Origin of the sequence: Pseudomonas sp. NFACC16-2, assembly GCF_900119205.1 — a bacterium.
Taxonomy (GTDB): domain Bacteria; phylum Pseudomonadota; class Gammaproteobacteria; order Pseudomonadales; family Pseudomonadaceae; genus Aquipseudomonas; species Aquipseudomonas fluorescens_Q.
This window is the reverse complement of record NZ_FPIX01000004.1, coordinates 163,451-179,762: the sequence shown is the minus strand read 5'-3', so window position 1 is coordinate 179,762 and position 16,312 is coordinate 163,451. Positions and strand designations below refer to the sequence as shown.

Here is a 16,312-nt window from a genome sequence, read left to right as displayed (position 1 = left end):
GTCCCCCGTCCGGTCTTTTGCCAATTACCCGATTGCAGAGGATTGACGATGAACATGATCCCCCTACGCGCCGCCATCGCCGCCGCGCTGCTGAGTGTCGCCGTTGGCGCCACGGCCAAACCCCTGGTGGTTTGCACAGAAGCCAGCCCGGAAGGCTTCGACATGGTCCAGTACACGACTGCAGTCACCGCCGACGCCGTGGCGGAAACCATTTTCAATCGCCTGGCCGATTTCAAGCCCGGCACCACCGAAGTGATTCCGGCCCTGGCCGAATCCTGGGACATCAGTGACGATGGCCTGACGTACACCTTCCACCTGCGCAAGGGCGTCAAGTTCCACACCACCGAATACTTCAAGCCAACCCGCGACATGAACGCCGACGATGTGGTCTGGAGCTTCCAGCGCCAGCTGGACCCAAATCACCCGTGGCACAAACTGTCGAGCGTGGGCTTCCCCTACTTTGAGAGCATGGGCTTCAAGGAGCTGCTCAAAAGCGTGGAGAAAGTCGACGAACACACGGTCAAGTTCAGCCTGACCCGCCGCGAAGCGCCATTTTTGGCCGACATCGCCATGGCCTTCTCCTCGATCTACCCGGCCGAATACGCTGACCAGTTGCTCAAGGCAGGCAAGGCCGGCGACCTCAACAGCAAGCCAGTCGGCACCGGGCCGTTCGTCTTCCAGCGCTACAACAAGGACGCCCAGGTGCGCTTCAAGGCCAACCCGGACTACTTCCGTGGCAAGCCGCCGGCCGATGCGCTGGTATTGGCCATCGCCACCGACAACAACGTGCGCATGCAGAAACTCAAGACCAACGAGTGCCAGATCGCGCTGTACCCCAAACCCGATGACATCCCCAGCATCAAGAAAGACCCGAACCTTAAGGTCACCGAGCTGGACGCGATGACCGTTTCCTACACCGCCCTGAACACCAGCCACAAATACATGAGTGACGTGCGGGTGCGCAAAGCCATCGACCTGGCCTTCGACAAGGAAGCCTACGTCAACGCGCTGTTCGGCAAGGGCAACGCCACCGTGGCGGTCAACCCGTACCCGCCAACCCTGCTGGGCTTCAACCACGACCTGAAGAATCCGACCCGCGACCTGGACAAAGCCCGCCAGTTGCTCAAGGAAGCCGGCGTGCCGGAAGGTACCGTGTTCACCCTGTTCACCCGCAACGGCGGCGGCCCGACCAACCCCAACCCGATGCTCGGCGCGCAGATGATGCAGGCGGACCTGGCCAAGGTCGGGATCAAGGTCGACATCCGCGTGATGGAATGGGGCGAAATGCTCAAGCGCGCGAAAAACGGCGAGCACGACATGGTGTCCGCCGGATGGGCGGGAGACAACGGCGACCCGGATAACTTCCTGACGCCTATGCTCAGTTGCGAGGCCGCCAAGAACGGCGAAAACTACGCGCGCTGGTGCAACGAGAAATTCCAGGCGCTGATCGACCAGGCCCGCGCCACTGTGAACCCCGAGGAGCGCGCGAAGCTCTATGAACAGGCCCAGGTGATTTTCAACCAGGACCAACCGTGGATCAGCATGGCCCACACCCGGATGTTCACGGCAATGCGCAACAACGTAGAGGGTTATGTGATTAGCCCGCTCACCACCAATAACTTCGCCACCACCCAGGTGAAGTAGATAAGAAAACGCCCGGCATCCCTTACCCAAGGGCCGCCGGGCACGCCTAACCGGCTGATGAGGTACACCTGAAGATGTTTAGTTTTATTGCCCGCCGACTGGGATTATTGATCCCCACGTTCTTCGGCATCACCTTGCTGACTTTCGCGTTGATTCGCATGATCCCCGGCGACCCCGTGGAAGTGATGATGGGCGAACGTCGGGTCGATCCCGAAATGCATGCTCAGGCAATGGAACGCCTTGGCCTCAATAAACCGCTGTATGCCCAGTACCTGGACTACATCGGCAAACTGGCCCAGGGCGATCTCGGCGAATCGCTGCGTACCCGTGAAAGCGTATGGACCGAGTTCAGCTCCCTGTTTCCCGCGACCCTGGAACTGTCCATGGCCGCCCTGTTGTTCGCCGGTATCCTGGGCCTGCTGGCCGGGGTGATCGCGGCACTCAAGCGAGGATCCCTGTTCGACCATGGGGTGATGGGCGTGTCCCTCACGGGGTATTCGATGCCGATCTTCTGGTGGGGCCTGATCCTGATCATGTTCTTCTCGGTGTCCCTGGGCTGGACGCCGGTGTCCGGGCGGATCGACCTGCTCTACGACATCGAGCCGAAAACCGGCTTCATGCTGATCGACACGCTGTTGGCCGACGAGCCAGGCGCGTTCCTCGATGCCCTGCACCACCTGATCCTGCCGGCCATCGTGCTGGGCACCATTCCGCTGGCGGTGATCGCCCGCATGACCCGCTCCTCGATGCTCGAAGTGCTGCGTGAAGACTACATCCGCACCGCCAAAGCCAAGGGCCTGTCGCCATCGCGCGTAGTGTTCGTGCATGGCCTGCGCAACGCGCTGATCCCGGTGCTGACCGTGGTCGGCCTGCAGGTCGGCACGCTGCTGGCCGGTGCGGTCCTGACCGAAACGATCTTCTCCTGGCCGGGCATCGGCAAGTGGCTGATCGAAGCTATCGGCGCCCGGGACTATCCCGTGGTGCAGAACGGCATCCTGTTAATCGCCTGCCTGGTGATTCTGGTCAACTTCGTCGTGGACATCCTCTACGGCTTTGCCAACCCACGCATCCGTCACCAGCGCTGAGATCAAAACCATGAGTACTCCAACTACCGCGGTAGCAGTCGATCAAAGCCTGCTGTACCCGTCCCCGTACAAAGAATTCTGGCACGCGTTTTCCCGCAACAAGGGCGCCGTGGCCGGGTTGCTGTTCATGATCCTGGTGGTGTTCTGCGCTATCTTCGCCCCCTGGGTCGCACCTCACGACCCGAGCGAGCAGTACCGCGACTTCCTGCTGACGCCACCGGCCTGGCTTGAAGGCGGACAGATCCAGTTCCTGCTGGGCACTGATGAGCTGGGGCGCGATTTGCTGTCGCGTCTGATCCAGGGCTCGCGGCTGTCGCTGCTGATCGGCTTGTCGTCGGTGGTGATGTCGCTGATCCCGGGCATCCTGCTGGGGCTGTTCGCCGGGTTCTTCCCGCGCCTGCTCGGCCCGACCATCATGCGCCTGATGGACATCATGCTCGCCCTGCCTTCGCTGCTGCTGGCCGTGGCGATCGTCGCCATCCTCGGCCCAGGCCTGATCAATACCGTGATCGCCATCGCCATCGTCTCGCTGCCGTCCTACGTGCGCCTGACCCGTGCCGCGGTGATGGGCGAACTGAACCGTGACTACGTCACCGCCGCCCGCCTGGCCGGTGCCGGCCTGCCGCGCCTGATGTTCATCACCGTGCTGCCCAACTGCATGGCACCGCTGATCGTCCAGGCGACGCTGAGCTTTTCCTCGGCCATCCTCGACGCCGCCGCCCTGGGCTTCCTCGGCCTCGGCGTGCAACCGCCGACCCCGGAGTGGGGCACCATGCTGGCCTCGGCCCGGGACTACATCGAACGCGCCTGGTGGGTGGTGAGCCTGCCTGGCTTGACCATTTTGCTCAGCGTGCTGGCAATCAACCTGATGGGCGACGGTTTGCGCGATGCGCTGGACCCGAAACTCAAGAATGCCGCCTGAGGAGATTCCCATGTCACTGCTAGAAATCAAGAATCTCAACGTTCGCTTCGGCGACGCCACCGCCGTGCCGGTGGTCGATGGCCTGGACCTGAGCGTGGAAAAAGGCGAAGTCCTGGCCATCGTCGGCGAATCGGGCTCGGGTAAATCCGTGACCATGATGGCGCTGATGGGCCTGATCGAGCACCCCGGCATCGTCACCGCCGACGCGCTGAACTTCGACGGCAAGAACATGCTCAAGCTGAGCAACCGCCAGCGCCGGCAGATCGTCGGCAAGGACCTGGCGATGGTCTTCCAGGACCCGATGACCGCGCTCAACCCCAGCTACACCGTGGGCTTCCAGATCGAAGAAGTGCTGCGCCTGCACCTGAAGATGTCCGGCAAGGCCGCCCGCAAGCGCGCCATCGAACTGCTGGAAAAAGTCGAGATTCCCGGCGCGTCCAGTCGCATGGACGCTTACCCCCATCAGTTGTCCGGTGGCATGAGCCAGCGCGTGGCGATTGCCATGGCGATTGCCGGCGAGCCGAAGCTGCTGATCGCCGACGAACCGACCACCGCCCTCGACGTAACCATCCAGGCCCAGATCATGGACCTGCTGCTGGCCCTGCAAAAAGAGCAGGACATGGGCCTGGTGTTGATCACCCACGACCTGGCCGTGGTCGCCGAAACCGCCCAGCGCGTGTGCGTGATGTACGCCGGCCAGGCCGTGGAAGTGGGCAAGGTTCCCGAGCTGTTCGACATCCCGGCCCACCCGTACAGCGAAGCACTGCTGGCGGCGATTCCGGAGCACAGCATGGGCGCCGAGCGCCTCGCCACATTGCCAGGCATCGTGCCCGGTCGCTACGACCGTCCACAGGGCTGCCTGCTGTCACCGCGCTGCCCGTACGTGCAGGACAACTGCCGCGTACAACGCCCCGCCCTTGACCCGAAAACCGCCAGCCTCGCCCGCTGCTTCTACCCGTTGAACCAGGAGGTGGCGTGATGGCCGTCGTACTTACCGCCCGTGACCTGACTCGTCATTACGAAGTGTCCCGCGGCATGTTCAAGGGCCACGCCACCGTGCGCGCCCTCAACGGCGTGTCGTTCGAACTGGAAGCCGGCAAGACCCTGGCCGTGGTGGGTGAATCCGGTTGCGGCAAATCCACTCTCGCCCGGGCCCTGACGCTGATCGAGGAACCGTCCTCCGGCTCCCTGAAAATCGCCGGCCAGGAAGTGGCCGGCGCCAACAAGGCTGAACGCAAGCAACTGCGCAAAGATGTGCAGATGGTCTTCCAGAGCCCTTACGCCTCGCTCAACCCACGGCAGAAGATCGGTGATCAACTGGCCGAGCCGCTGCTGATCAACACCAACCTGTCAGCGACTGAGCGGCGTGAGAAAGTCCAGGCGATGATGAAGCAGGTGGGCTTGCGTCCTGAGCATTACCAGCGCTACCCGCACATGTTCTCCGGCGGCCAGCGCCAGCGCATCGCCCTGGCCCGCGCCATGATGCTGCAACCCAAGGTGCTGGTGGCGGACGAACCGACGTCGGCGCTGGACGTGTCGATCCAGGCCCAGGTGCTCAACCTGTTCATGGATTTGCAGCAGGAGTTCAACACTGCCTACGTGTTCATCTCCCACAACCTGGCGGTGGTGCAGCACGTGGCCGACGACGTGATGGTAATGTACCTCGGTCGCCCGGTGGAAATGGGCCCCAACGAGTCCATCTACAGCCGCCCGCTGCACCCGTATACCCAGGCGCTGCTGTCGGCCACGCCGACCATCCACCCGGACCCGAACAAGCCGAAGATCAAGATCGTCGGCGAACTGCCCAACCCGCTCAACCCACCGTCCGGCTGCGCCTTCCACAAGCGCTGCCCGTACGCCACCGAGCGTTGCAAGACCGAAGAACCGGCGTTGCGGCCACTCGATAACCGCCTGGTGGCGTGTCACTACGCCGAGCGGTTCCTCGACGGCGCGGCGTAAGCATAAGAAAAAGACAGGTAGCGCACCTGTGGCGAGGGGATTTATCCCCGCTGGGCCGCGAAGCGGCCCTAAACCTAAAGCAGTGAAATGCAATATTCCTGGCACACCGAGTTGCCTGGCTTTGGGGCTGCTGCGCAGCCCAGCGGGGATAAATCCCCTCGCCACAGGGGTAAGCCTTCACATTGGATAATGCACCCTGCATGAAAAACCCCTCCAGCCCAGACTGAATTTCAGTTGGGGCTGGAGGGGTTTTCTTCAGGTCAGAGATCTACGTCTGGCTATCGCTCTCTTCACCCTCTTCATCCTCATCACCGTCCGGCGGATCGACGGGCGAACCATCATCATCCTCGCCATCATCCGGATCACCGGCGTCCGCATCGGTCGCGGCAAGCATCAACTCACCCTGAACCACCGAGCCACTCGACGCGTGCTGCTCATGCTCATCACATTCAGCCCATGCCGCGGTAGACCCCAGGGACAGCATCACCAAAACCTTCAGCAAAAACATCATGCGTAGAAACATGTTCATAGCCAATTCCTTCTTTTCCGGATGAAGCCGAGGCCGACGGCGCTCAAGAAATCTAGTTCTGAACAGGCCGGTTCACCAGATAGGACGCTGCCTAACAGCCAGAAATGCCGCTGTTCGACAGATTGGTTTCGAATAAGGGTTATCTCCAATCCAACTAACGCTAAAACCCAGTGTGGGAGCGAGCTTGCTCGCGATGAGGGCCGCCCATTCAACATCCAGGCAAGCTGACCCATCGCTATCGCGAGCAAGCTCGCTCCCACAGTGGGTCACACTTGATGCTTAGTGATGCTCACGCGTCGCCCGGAATTTCACATCCGGCCAGCGCTCTTCCATCAGCGCCAGGTTGACCCGGGTCGGGGCCAGGTAGGTCAGGTGACCGCCGCCGTCCAACGCGAGGTTTTCCACGGCCTTGTTGGAAAACTCCTCGAGTTTCTTCTTGTCGCCGCATTCGACCCAACGGGCGGAGTACACGGTGATCGGCTCGTAGGAGCACTCGACCTTGTATTCCTCTTTCAAGCGGCTGGCGACCACGTCGAACTGCAGCACACCAACCGCACCGAGGATGATGTCGTTGCTGCGGGTCGGGAAGAACACCTGGGTGGCGCCCTCTTCGGCCAGTTGCTGGAGGCCCTGGCGCAGTTGCTTGGACTTGAGCGGATCCTTCAGGCGTACGCGGCGGAACAGTTCCGGGGCGAAGTGCGGGATGCCGGTAAAGCCCAGGGTTTCGCCTTCGGTGAAGGTATCGCCGATCTGGATGGTGCCGTGGTTATGCAGGCCGATGATGTCACCGGCGAAGGCTTCTTCCAGTTGTTCGCGTTCCGAGGAGAAGAAGGTCAAGGCGTCGCCGATGCGCACGTCCTTGCCGGTGCGCACATGGCGCATCTTCATGCCTTTTTCGTATTTGCCGGAGCAGATGCGCATGAAGGCGATGCGGTCGCGGTGCTTGGGGTCCATGTTCGCCTGGATCTTGAACACGAAGCCCGAGAACTTCTCTTCCACCGGTTCCACGGTGCGTTCGTTGGCGACACGGGCCAGCGGGCGCGGGGCCCAATCGACCACGGCGTCGAGCACATGGTCCACACCGAAGTTGCCCAGGGCGGTACCGAAGAACACCGGGGTCAGTTGGCCGTCGAGGAATTCCTGCTGGTTGAACTCATGGCAGGCGCCCTGCACCAGTTCCAGTTGCTCGACGAAACGCTCGTACTCGTCGCCCAGGTGTGCGCGGGCTTCATCGGAGTCGAGCTTATCGATGATCTTCACCTCGGTGCGCTCATGCCCGTGACCGGCGGTGTAGACAATGATGTAGTCGTCGGCCAAGTGGTACACGCCCTTGAAGTCGCGGTAGCAACCAATCGGCCAGGTGATCGGCGCGGCCTTGATCTTCAGCACCGCTTCGATCTCGTCGAGCAATTCGATCGGATCGCGGATGTCACGGTCGAGTTTGTTGATGAAACTGACGATCGGCGTGTCCCGCAAGCGGCAGACGTCCATCAGCGCGATGGTCCGTGGCTCGACGCCTTTACCGCCGTCGAGGACCATCAATGCCGAGTCCACTGCCGTCAGGGTGCGGTAGGTGTCTTCGGAGAAGTCTTCGTGGCCCGGGGTGTCGAGCAGGTTGATCATGTGGTCGCGATACGGGAACTGCATGACCGACGTGGTAATGGAAATACCCCGTTGTTTTTCCATTTCCATCCAGTCGGAGGTGGCATGGCGGTCGGACTTGCGAGATTTCACCGTGCCGGCGATGGCGATCGCCTTGCCCATCAGCAAGAGCTTTTCGGTGATGGTGGTCTTACCGGCATCGGGGTGGGAAATAATGGCGAAAGTGCGGCGTTTCGCGACTTCGGCGGCCTGTTTGGTCATGGGAAATCGCCTGGCAGGTGATTCAAAAAAGGGCCGCGATTATAGCTCAACTTGCGCCAGGAACCGAACCGTTGAGCACATCCAGGGTGGCCAGATCTTCCCTGGCATGGGAACCTTTAACCGCGTGGAGGCGTCCACCACCCTGTTACGGCTGTTCGTCAGGGTCTGAAAAATCAGCAAGTTAGCCTGACGAGGCTGCGCTCATGGCTCGATTTACCTGCCGTTTTACCGGTATGGAAAAGAGCTGCTTCTCGCGAACGTTTTCCCGGCAACCAGTGATGGTTTGCCGCCCGGGAAAGCGTGCGCCGACTGAAAGACAAAGGAGTCCGCCTGTGGCTATCCGCTATGGCAAAGGGCTTATCGGGGGGGCGGTCGTCGTCGCGCTCCTGGCCCTGTTGGTCCACTGGATCGGCATCGATACGATCCAACGCTACCACGACGATCTGCTGTTCTACCTGCAAGCGCACCTGCTGCTTGTCCTGGCCTCCATGCTGGCGGCCCTGCTGGTGGGCATTCCCGCTGGCATCGCCCTCAGCCGCCCCGGCATGGTCGGGCGCGCCGAACGCTTCATGCAAGTGTTCAACATCGGCAACACCGTACCGCCCCTGGCCGTGCTGGCCATCGCCTTGGGCATCCTGGGCATCGGCAGCGGTCCCGCCATCTTCGCCCTGTTCCTCGCCTCGCTGTTGCCCATCGTGCGCAACACTTATGAAGGCCTGAAAAACGTCCAGGGCTCCCTCAAGGAAGCCGCCGTCGGCATCGGCATGACCCCGCGCCAGGTGCTGTGGAAAGTCGAGTTGCCCAATGCCGTGCCGATCATCATCGGCGGCGTGCGGGTGGCGCTGGCGATCAACGTCGGCACCGCGCCGCTGGCATTCCTGATCGGCGCCAACAGCCTCGGCAGCCTGATCTTCCCCGGCATTGCCTTGAACAATCAGCCGCAGCTGCTGCTCGGCGCGGCCTGCACCGCCTTGCTGGCGTTGCTGCTCGACGGTTTGGTGACACTGGCCAGCCGCCTCTGGCTGGAACGCGGTCTGCGACCGTCATAAGCCGGCTGGATAAAGGAAATCGTTTATGAAGAAGTTGAGCTTGATACTGGGCTGCGTCCTGCTGTTCGCAGGATTCGCCCAAGCCGCTGAAAAACCGCTGATCCGCCTTGGCGCCCGGGTGTTCACCGAGCAGACGTTGCTGGCGGAAATCACCGCGCAATACCTGCGCAGCAAGGGCTACGACGCGCAGATCACCGGTGGCCTGGGCAGCAACCTGGCCCGCAGCGCCCATGAAACCGGGCAATTGGACATGCTGTGGGAATACACCGGCGTGTCGCTGGTGGCCTACAACCATGTCACCGAGAAACTCGACAGCGCCCAGTCCTACGCCCGGGTGAAAGAACTCGACGCGAAAAAAGGCCTGGTCTGGCTGACGCCTTCGAAATTCAGCAACACCTACGCCCTGGCCCTGCCGGAAAAAATCGCCCGTCAGTACCCGCAGATCAACAGCATCAGCCAATTGAACACGGTGCTGCAGGCCGAAGCCGATGACAATCATCTGGTGGCTCTGGACACCGAGTTCGCCAACCGCTCCGACGGCCTCGCGGGCATGGTCGAGCAGTACGGCATGAACCTGACCCGCAAGAACATCCGGCAGATGGACGCAGGCCTGGTCTACACCGCCCTTCGCAACGGCCAGGTATTCGCCGGCCTGGTGTACACCACCGACGGCCGGCTGAACGCGTTCAAGCTGAAGTTGCTGGAAGACGACAAGCACTACTTCCCCGACTACACCGCCGCGCCCGTGGTGCGCCAGGCGTACCTCGACACGCACCCGCAGCTGGCCGCGCAGCTCAAGCCCCTGGCCGAGCTGTTCGACGATGAAACCATGCGCCAGCTCAACGCCCGCGTGGACGTCAACCACGAAAGCCCTTCCACCGTTGCCGCTGATTTCCTGCGCCAGCATTCCCTGCTCTCATCCCAATGACCTGGAGGAAAAGCCATGGATTTTCTTGACGCCTTTTCCCATCTGGACTGGCCGCTGGTGCTGCACCTGACCTGGCAGCACATCACCCTGGTGGGCATCGCCGTGACCCTGGCGATTGTCGTCGGCGTACCGCTGGGCATCTTCATGACCCGCTTCCCAACGCTCGCCGGCCCGTTGCAGGCCAGCGCCACCGTATTGCTGACCATTCCGTCGATTGCACTGTTCGGCCTGCTGTTGCCGTTCTATTCCAAGTTCGGCCAGGGCCTGGGCCCGATGCCGGCGATCACCGCGGTGTTTCTCTATTCGCTGTTGCCGATCATGCGCAACACCTACCTGGCCCTGACCGGCGTCGAACCGGGCATCCGTGAAGCCGCCCGCGGCATCGGCATGACCTTCGGCCAGCGCCTGCGCATGGTCGAGCTGCCCATCACCGTGCCGGTGATCCTGGCCGGTGTGCGCACCGCCGTGGTCATGAACATCGGCGTCATGACCATCGCCGCCACCATCGGTGCCGGTGGCCTGGGCGTGCTCATCCTCGCCTCCATCAGCCGCAGCGACATGTCGATGCTGATCGTCGGCGCCGTGCTGGTCAGTCTCCTGGCCATCTTCGCCGACCTGCTCCTGCAATGGCTGCAACGCTCGCTGACCCCAAAAGGATTACTGAAATGATCGAACTTCAAAACCTCAGCAAAACCTTCAAGAGCAACGGCAAAGACGTCAAGGCCGTGGACTCGGTGAACCTGATCGTCAACGAAGGCGAGATCTGCGTGTTCCTCGGGCCGTCGGGCTGCGGCAAAAGCACCACGCTGAAGATGATCAACCGCCTGATCCCGCCCACTTCGGGCAAGGTGTTGATCAACGGCGAGGACACCACCGGCCTGGACGAAGTGACCCTGCGCCGCAACATCGGCTACGTGATCCAGCAGATCGGCCTGTTCCCGAACATGACCATCGAGGAAAACATCACCGTAGTCCCACGCCTGCTCGGATGGGACAAGCAGAAATGCCACGACCGTGCCCGCGAACTGATGAGCATGATCAAGCTCGAACCCAAGCAGTACCTGCATCGCTACCCTCGCGAGCTGTCCGGTGGCCAGCAGCAACGGATCGGCGTGATCCGTGCCCTGGCGGCCGATGCGCCGCTGCTGCTGATGGACGAACCCTTCGGCGCGGTGGACCCGATCAACCGCGAAATGATCCAGAACGAGTTCTTCGAGATGCAGCGGGCGCTGAACAAGACCGTGATCATGGTCAGCCACGACATCGACGAGGCCATCAAGCTGGGGGACAAGATTGCGATCTTCCGCGCCGGCAAGCTGGTCCAGTTCGATCACCCGGACACGTTGCTGGCGCATCCGGCCGACGAGTTCGTCAGCAGTTTCGTCGGCCAGGACAGCACGCTCAAGCGCCTGTTGCTGGTCAAGGCCGAAGACGCGGCGGACAACGCCCCGTCGGTCAGCCCCGAGACGCTAGTGAGTGAGGCACTGGAGTTGATGGACGAACATGACCGTCGCTACGTAGTGGTCACCTGTGCCGAGAACAAGGCCCTGGGCTATGTACGCCGTCGCGACCTGTACCGCCAGACCGGCACCTGCGGACAATACCTGCGCGAATTCAACGCCACCGCCGCCTATGACGAGCATTTGCGGATCCTGCTGTCGCGCATGTACGAGTTCAACCGTTCGTGGCTGCCGGTGATGGACGCCGAGCGGGTGTTCCTCGGGGAAGTGACCCAGGAATCGATTGCCGAATACCTGAGCTCCGGACGCTCGCGTGGCGGCAAGACCAGCATCGTCTCACCGGCCGAGACCGCCTCTGCCTGACCGGGCACAACAGCTTTTGTGGCGAGGGAGCTTGCTCCCGCTTGAGTGCGAAGCGCTCATCGCTTTTTGGGGCCGCTTCGCGACCCAGCGGGAGCAAGCTCCCTCGCCACAAAAGCACATCCGGCGGCCTGAAAAACCGATCCAAGGGAACATCAATCTGTCATGCCGGTCGGTTACATCATGAGCTGTCGCGGGCCGCACGACGGATGTGTGCAAAAACGCGACATTTTTAGTTGATCTCAGGCCCCTCACGCCCTAAAGTTCGCGCCGAACGTCCATGCTGGAAACGATCCATCCGGCTCAAGTACTGACGACGAGACAGCAAGGCCAAGGGCATCACGCATCCCGTGGCCTTTTTGCTTTCGGCGACATGCCTTGGGAAGTAGGCGAACCAAAGTGGGGATACGGAGGACGTTCACGAGGGCTGCTTGCCCTCAAACCCATTGATCCTGATGTTTGCCAGTAGGAGTCCCAAGTATGTCGATCCAGGTCGAAGATTATTTCGCGCGCGAAACTTTCCAGAAAATGAAAGCGTTCGCCGACAAGCAGGAAACCCCGTTCGTGGTGATCGACACCGCGATGATCGCCCAGGCCTATGACGACCTGCGCGCCGGTTTCGAATTCGCCAAGGTCTACTACGCCGTCAAGGCCAACCCGGCGGTGGAAATCATCGACCTGCTCAAGGATAAAGGCTCGAACTTCGACATCGCCTCGATCTATGAGCTGGATAAGGTCATGAGCCGTGGCGTCGGCCCGGACCAGATCAGCTACGGCAACACCATCAAGAAATCCCGCGACATTCGCTACTTCTACGAGAAGGGCGTGCGCCTGTATGCCACCGACTCCGAAGCCGACCTGCGCAACATCGCCAAGGCCGCGCCGGGCTCGAAAGTCTATGTACGGATCCTCACCGAAGGCTCGACCACCGCTGACTGGCCGTTGTCGCGCAAGTTCGGCTGCCAGACCGACATGGCCATGGACCTGCTGATCCTGGCCCGCGACCTGGGCCTGGTGCCGTACGGCATTTCGTTCCATGTCGGCTCGCAACAGCGCGACATCAGCGTTTGGGACGCAGCCATCGCCAAGGTCAAGGTAATCTTCGAGCGCCTGAAGGAAGAAGACGGCATCGTCCTGAAGCTGATCAACATGGGTGGCGGCTTCCCGGCCAACTACATCACCCGCACCAACAGCCTGGAAACCTACGCCGAGGAAATCATCCGCTTCCTCAAGGAAGACTTCGGCGACGACCTGCCGGAAATCATCCTGGAGCCGGGCCGTTCGTTGATCGCCAACGCCGGTATCCTGGTCAGCGAAGTAGTGCTGGTGGCGCGCAAGTCCCGTACCGCCGTCGAGCGTTGGGTGTACACGGATGTGGGCAAGTTCTCCGGCCTGATCGAAACCATGGACGAAGCCATCAAGTTTCCGATCTGGACCGAGAAGAAAGGCGAGATGGAAGAAGTGGTCATCGCCGGCCCGACTTGCGACAGCGCCGACATCATGTACGAAAATTACAAGTACGGTTTGCCGCTGAACCTGGCCATCGGTGACCGCCTGTACTGGCTGTCGACCGGTGCCTACACCACCAGCTACAGCGCGGTGGAATTCAATGGCTTTCCGCCGCTGAAATCGTTCTACGTGTGATGTGTTCGGGCGCTTGAACGTTCATCGTTCCGGTCCTGTCGCGTAATAAAAAACGGCGTTTTTCCAGAAATGGAAAGCGCCGTTTTTTTGTTTTTGTTCTTGATAAGACCGCGTTCCCCCCTGTGGGACTTTGTCGCTCACCTCATCACTGTTCGGCAACTTTTGGGTGTGTTTATGAATGCTTCTCGATAACACACGGCATAATGCACGCCTTGATGAACAGTAAATGAACAAGGCGAGCGACGTGTTGAAGAAAACCCTGTTCCAGTTGCACTGGTTTTTCGGCATCAGTGCCGGGCTGGTCCTGGCGTTGATGGGCGTTACCGGGGCGGTGGTGTCGTTCCAGGATGAAATCCTGCGGACCTTGAACCCGCAAGTGCTGATGGTCGAGAAACAACCGGCCGGCGTCCTGCCGCCCGCCGAACTGGTGGAACAGATCGAGGCGGCCTCCGGCAAGACCGTCGCCATGCTCTGGGTCGAGACCGACAGCGGTAACGCCGCGCGGGTGATTTTTGCGGCGCCGCCTGGGGAAAAACGTGGCGCCATGCGCTATTTCAACCCTTACAACGGGCAGTTCATGGGCGATGTGACGGGCCAGGACTTCTTCGGCCTGATGCTCAGGTTGCACCGCGTCCTGACCCTGGATGATGTAGGTCGGCAAATCACCGGTGCCTGCACGCTGATCCTGGTGTTTTTCTGTTTGTCCGGGCTGTACCTGCGTTGGCCGCGCCAATGGAAAAGCTGGCGCGCCTGGCTGACCCTCGACTGGGGGAAAAAAGGTCGCAGCTTCAATTGGGACCTGCACTCGGTGGCGGGCACCTGGTGCCTGGCGTTCTATCTACTGGCGGCACTGACCGGGCTGACCTGGTCCTACGACTGGTACAACAAAGGCGTGACCCGCCTGCTTTCCGATTCACCGAAAGAGGAACGGGTGCGCAATCGCGGCCCGGCACCCAGCGGCCCATTGCCCGTGGCCGATTACCGGGCCATGTGGAGCAGCATCTACAGCGCCGCCGGCCCGGGCCTGTCCACCTACAACGTGCGCATGCCGCCCGTGGCCGGGCAGCCGGCGACCGTGTTCTACCTGCTGAAAAACTCACCTCACGACCGGGCGCTGAACCAGCTCACCCTCGACCCGGCCACCGGCGTCATCAGCCGGCATAGCCGCTACAGCGACAAAAGCCTCAAGGCGCAGTTGCTGACCAGTGTCTATGCCCTGCATATCGGCAGCTACTTCGGCCTGGCCGGGCGGATCCTGGTGACCGCCGCCGCGCTGGCCATGCCGCTGTTCTTCATCACCGGCTGGTTGCTGTACCTGGACCGTCGCCGCAAGAAACGCCAGGCCAGAAACGCCCGCCAAGCCCTCATCGCCAACCCGACCGATGCGCCGGCCTGGCTGATCGGCTTCGCCAGCCAAAGCGGTTTCGCCGAGCGACTGGCCTGGCAGACCGCCGGCCAACTCCAGGCCGCCGGCTTGCCGGTGAAGGTCCAGCCATTGGCCGGTGTGCGTGAGCAGGACCTGAACGACGCCACCCACGCGCTGTTTGTCGTCAGCACCTTTGGCGACGGCGAAGGGCCGGACAGTGCCCGCGGTTTCGAACGCAAGGTGCTGGGCCAGGCCTTGAGCCTGGAGCGCCTGCAGTATTCGGTGCTGGGCCTGGGTGACCGGCAATATGAACACTTCTGCGGTTTCGCCCGGCGCCTGCACGCCTGGCTGGCGGAACACGGTGGCAAGACGCTGTTCGCGCCGGTGGACGTCGACAGCGGCGACCCTTACGCCCTGCGTCACTGGCAACAACAATTGGCGGAGCTGACCGGCCAAGCCCCGCTGGACACTTGGCAGGCGCCAAGCTTCGAAAACTGGACGCTCAGCCAGCGCACCCTGCTCAACCCCGACAGCAGCGGCTCGGGGGTATACCTGCTGGGCTTCACCGCTCCCGGCCCGAGCAGTTGGCTGGCCGGTGACCTGGTGGAAATCCTGCCACGCAATGACCTGTCGGCCATCGAGCATTTCCTCGACGGGCTCGGCCTCTCCGGCCACGCGCGCGTGCAAGTCGATGGCCTGTCCCAGAGCCTCGACCAGGCCCTGGCGACCCGCCAACTCCCGGAAAACCGCGCTCATCTGGTCGGCCTGCATGCCCAGGCACTGGTGGATGCCCTGGCACCGCTGGCGATACGCGAGTATTCCATCGCCTCGATACCGGCCGATGGTGTACTGGAACTGATCGTGCGTCAGGAACGTCACGCCGACGGCAGCCTGGGCATCGGTTCCGGCTGGCTGACCGAACACGCACCATTGGGCAGCGCCGTCAGCCTGCGGCTGCGCCGCAACAGCAGCTTCCACCTGCCACCCCAGGGCGTGCCGATGATCCTACTGGGCAACGGCACCGGCCTGGCCGGCCTGCGCAGCCTGCTCAAGGCGCGCGTCACCGAGGGCATGCAGCGCAACTGGCTGCTGTTTGGCGAGCGCAACCGCGAACACGATTTCCACTGCCGCGATGAGCTGCAGGAATGGGTGACCTCAGGCGACCTGGAGCGCCTGGACCTGGCCTTCTCCCGGGATCAGAAGCAGAAAGTCTACGTCCAGGACCGCCTGCTGGAATCGGCCGCGCTGCTCAAGCAATGGCTGGCCGACGGTGCGGTGATCTACGTCTGCGGCAGCCTGCAGGGCATGGCATCCGGGGTGGATCACGTGCTCAACAACGTGCTGGGACGCGAGGAAGTGGAGCGGCTGATCGAGCAGGGGCGATATCGGCGGGATGTCTACTGACGGGTTTCTGATCGTTTCTGATCGTTCCCACGCTCCCGCGTGGGAATGCCGCCAGGGACGCTCTGCGTTCCGCTTGGATGTGACGCGAAGCGTCACGGG

13 protein-coding genes are annotated in these 16,312 nt (G+C 61.9%); 11 read left to right on the top strand and 2 right to left on the bottom strand.

Annotated features, from left to right (window positions below; genetic code table 11):
* Positions 1–48: 48 nt before the first annotated feature.
* From BT116_RS06130 to BT116_RS06110, 5 genes are all read left to right on the top strand, one after another.
* Positions 49–1,644, top strand: a complete 1,596-nt coding sequence (locus BT116_RS06130) for an ABC transporter substrate-binding protein (RefSeq protein ID WP_072341162.1) — start codon at positions 49–51, stop codon at positions 1,642–1,644.
* Positions 1,645–1,718: 74 nt separating this feature from the next.
* Positions 1,719–2,729 (top strand): ABC transporter permease subunit, encoded by a 1,011-nt coding sequence (locus tag BT116_RS06125; protein ID WP_072341159.1) that lies wholly within the window; start codon positions 1,719–1,721, stop codon positions 2,727–2,729.
* Positions 2,730–2,739: 10 nt separating this feature from the next.
* Positions 2,740–3,651 (top strand): ABC transporter permease subunit, encoded by a 912-nt coding sequence (locus tag BT116_RS06120; RefSeq protein ID WP_003197772.1) that lies wholly within the window; start codon positions 2,740–2,742, stop codon positions 3,649–3,651.
* Positions 3,652–3,661: 10 nt separating this feature from the next.
* Positions 3,662–4,630: an ABC transporter ATP-binding protein gene (locus BT116_RS06115; RefSeq protein ID WP_072341156.1), complete on the top strand. Its 969-nt coding sequence runs from the start codon at positions 3,662–3,664 to the stop codon at positions 4,628–4,630.
* Positions 4,630–5,610, top strand: a complete 981-nt coding sequence (locus tag BT116_RS06110; RefSeq protein WP_072341153.1) for a peptide ABC transporter ATP-binding protein — start codon at positions 4,630–4,632, stop codon at positions 5,608–5,610. Before BT116_RS06115 ends, BT116_RS06110 begins: the two co-directional genes overlap by 1 nt.
* A 268-nt stretch (positions 5,611–5,878) precedes the next feature.
* Here the strand turns inward: BT116_RS06110 and BT116_RS06105 are convergent, their stop codons facing one another.
* Positions 5,879–6,139: a hypothetical protein gene (locus tag BT116_RS06105; RefSeq protein ID WP_063322960.1), complete on the bottom strand. Its 261-nt coding sequence runs from the start codon at positions 6,137–6,139 to the stop codon at positions 5,879–5,881.
* A gap of 279 nt (positions 6,140–6,418) precedes the next feature.
* Positions 6,419–8,002 carry a peptide chain release factor 3 gene (locus BT116_RS06100; protein ID WP_072341149.1) on the bottom strand — a complete coding sequence of 528 codons (1,584 nt, stop codon included), beginning with the start codon at positions 8,000–8,002 and terminating at the stop codon, positions 6,419–6,421.
* 332 nt (positions 8,003–8,334) lie between these two features.
* On the opposite strand from BT116_RS06100, the gene BT116_RS06095 reads away from it, so the two are divergent.
* The 6 genes from BT116_RS06095 (at position 8,335) to BT116_RS06070 (ending at position 16,213) form a co-directional block, all read left to right on the top strand.
* Positions 8,335–9,051 (top strand): ABC transporter permease, encoded by a 717-nt coding sequence (locus BT116_RS06095; protein ID WP_072341146.1) that lies wholly within the window; start codon positions 8,335–8,337, stop codon positions 9,049–9,051.
* Positions 9,052–9,076: 25 nt separating this feature from the next.
* Positions 9,077–9,979: a glycine betaine ABC transporter substrate-binding protein gene (locus tag BT116_RS06090; RefSeq protein ID WP_072341142.1), complete on the top strand. Its 903-nt coding sequence runs from the start codon at positions 9,077–9,079 to the stop codon at positions 9,977–9,979.
* Positions 9,980–9,994: 15 nt separating this feature from the next.
* Complete coding sequence (locus tag BT116_RS06085; RefSeq protein ID WP_072341139.1) at positions 9,995–10,648, top strand: ABC transporter permease; 654 nt, start codon at positions 9,995–9,997, stop codon at positions 10,646–10,648.
* Complete coding sequence (locus tag BT116_RS06080; RefSeq protein ID WP_072341136.1) at positions 10,645–11,802, top strand: osmoprotectant ABC transporter ATP-binding protein OsmV; 1,158 nt, start codon at positions 10,645–10,647, stop codon at positions 11,800–11,802. The genes BT116_RS06085 and BT116_RS06080 overlap by 4 nt, the downstream gene beginning before the upstream one ends.
* A gap of 477 nt (positions 11,803–12,279) precedes the next feature.
* Positions 12,280–13,443: a type III PLP-dependent enzyme gene (locus tag BT116_RS06075; protein WP_072341133.1), complete on the top strand. Its 1,164-nt coding sequence runs from the start codon at positions 12,280–12,282 to the stop codon at positions 13,441–13,443.
* Positions 13,444–13,687: 244 nt separating this feature from the next.
* Entirely contained in the window at positions 13,688–16,213 is a 2,526-nt protein-coding gene (locus tag BT116_RS06070; protein WP_175497163.1) for a PepSY domain-containing protein, read from the top strand.
* Positions 16,214–16,312 lie beyond the last annotated feature (99 nt).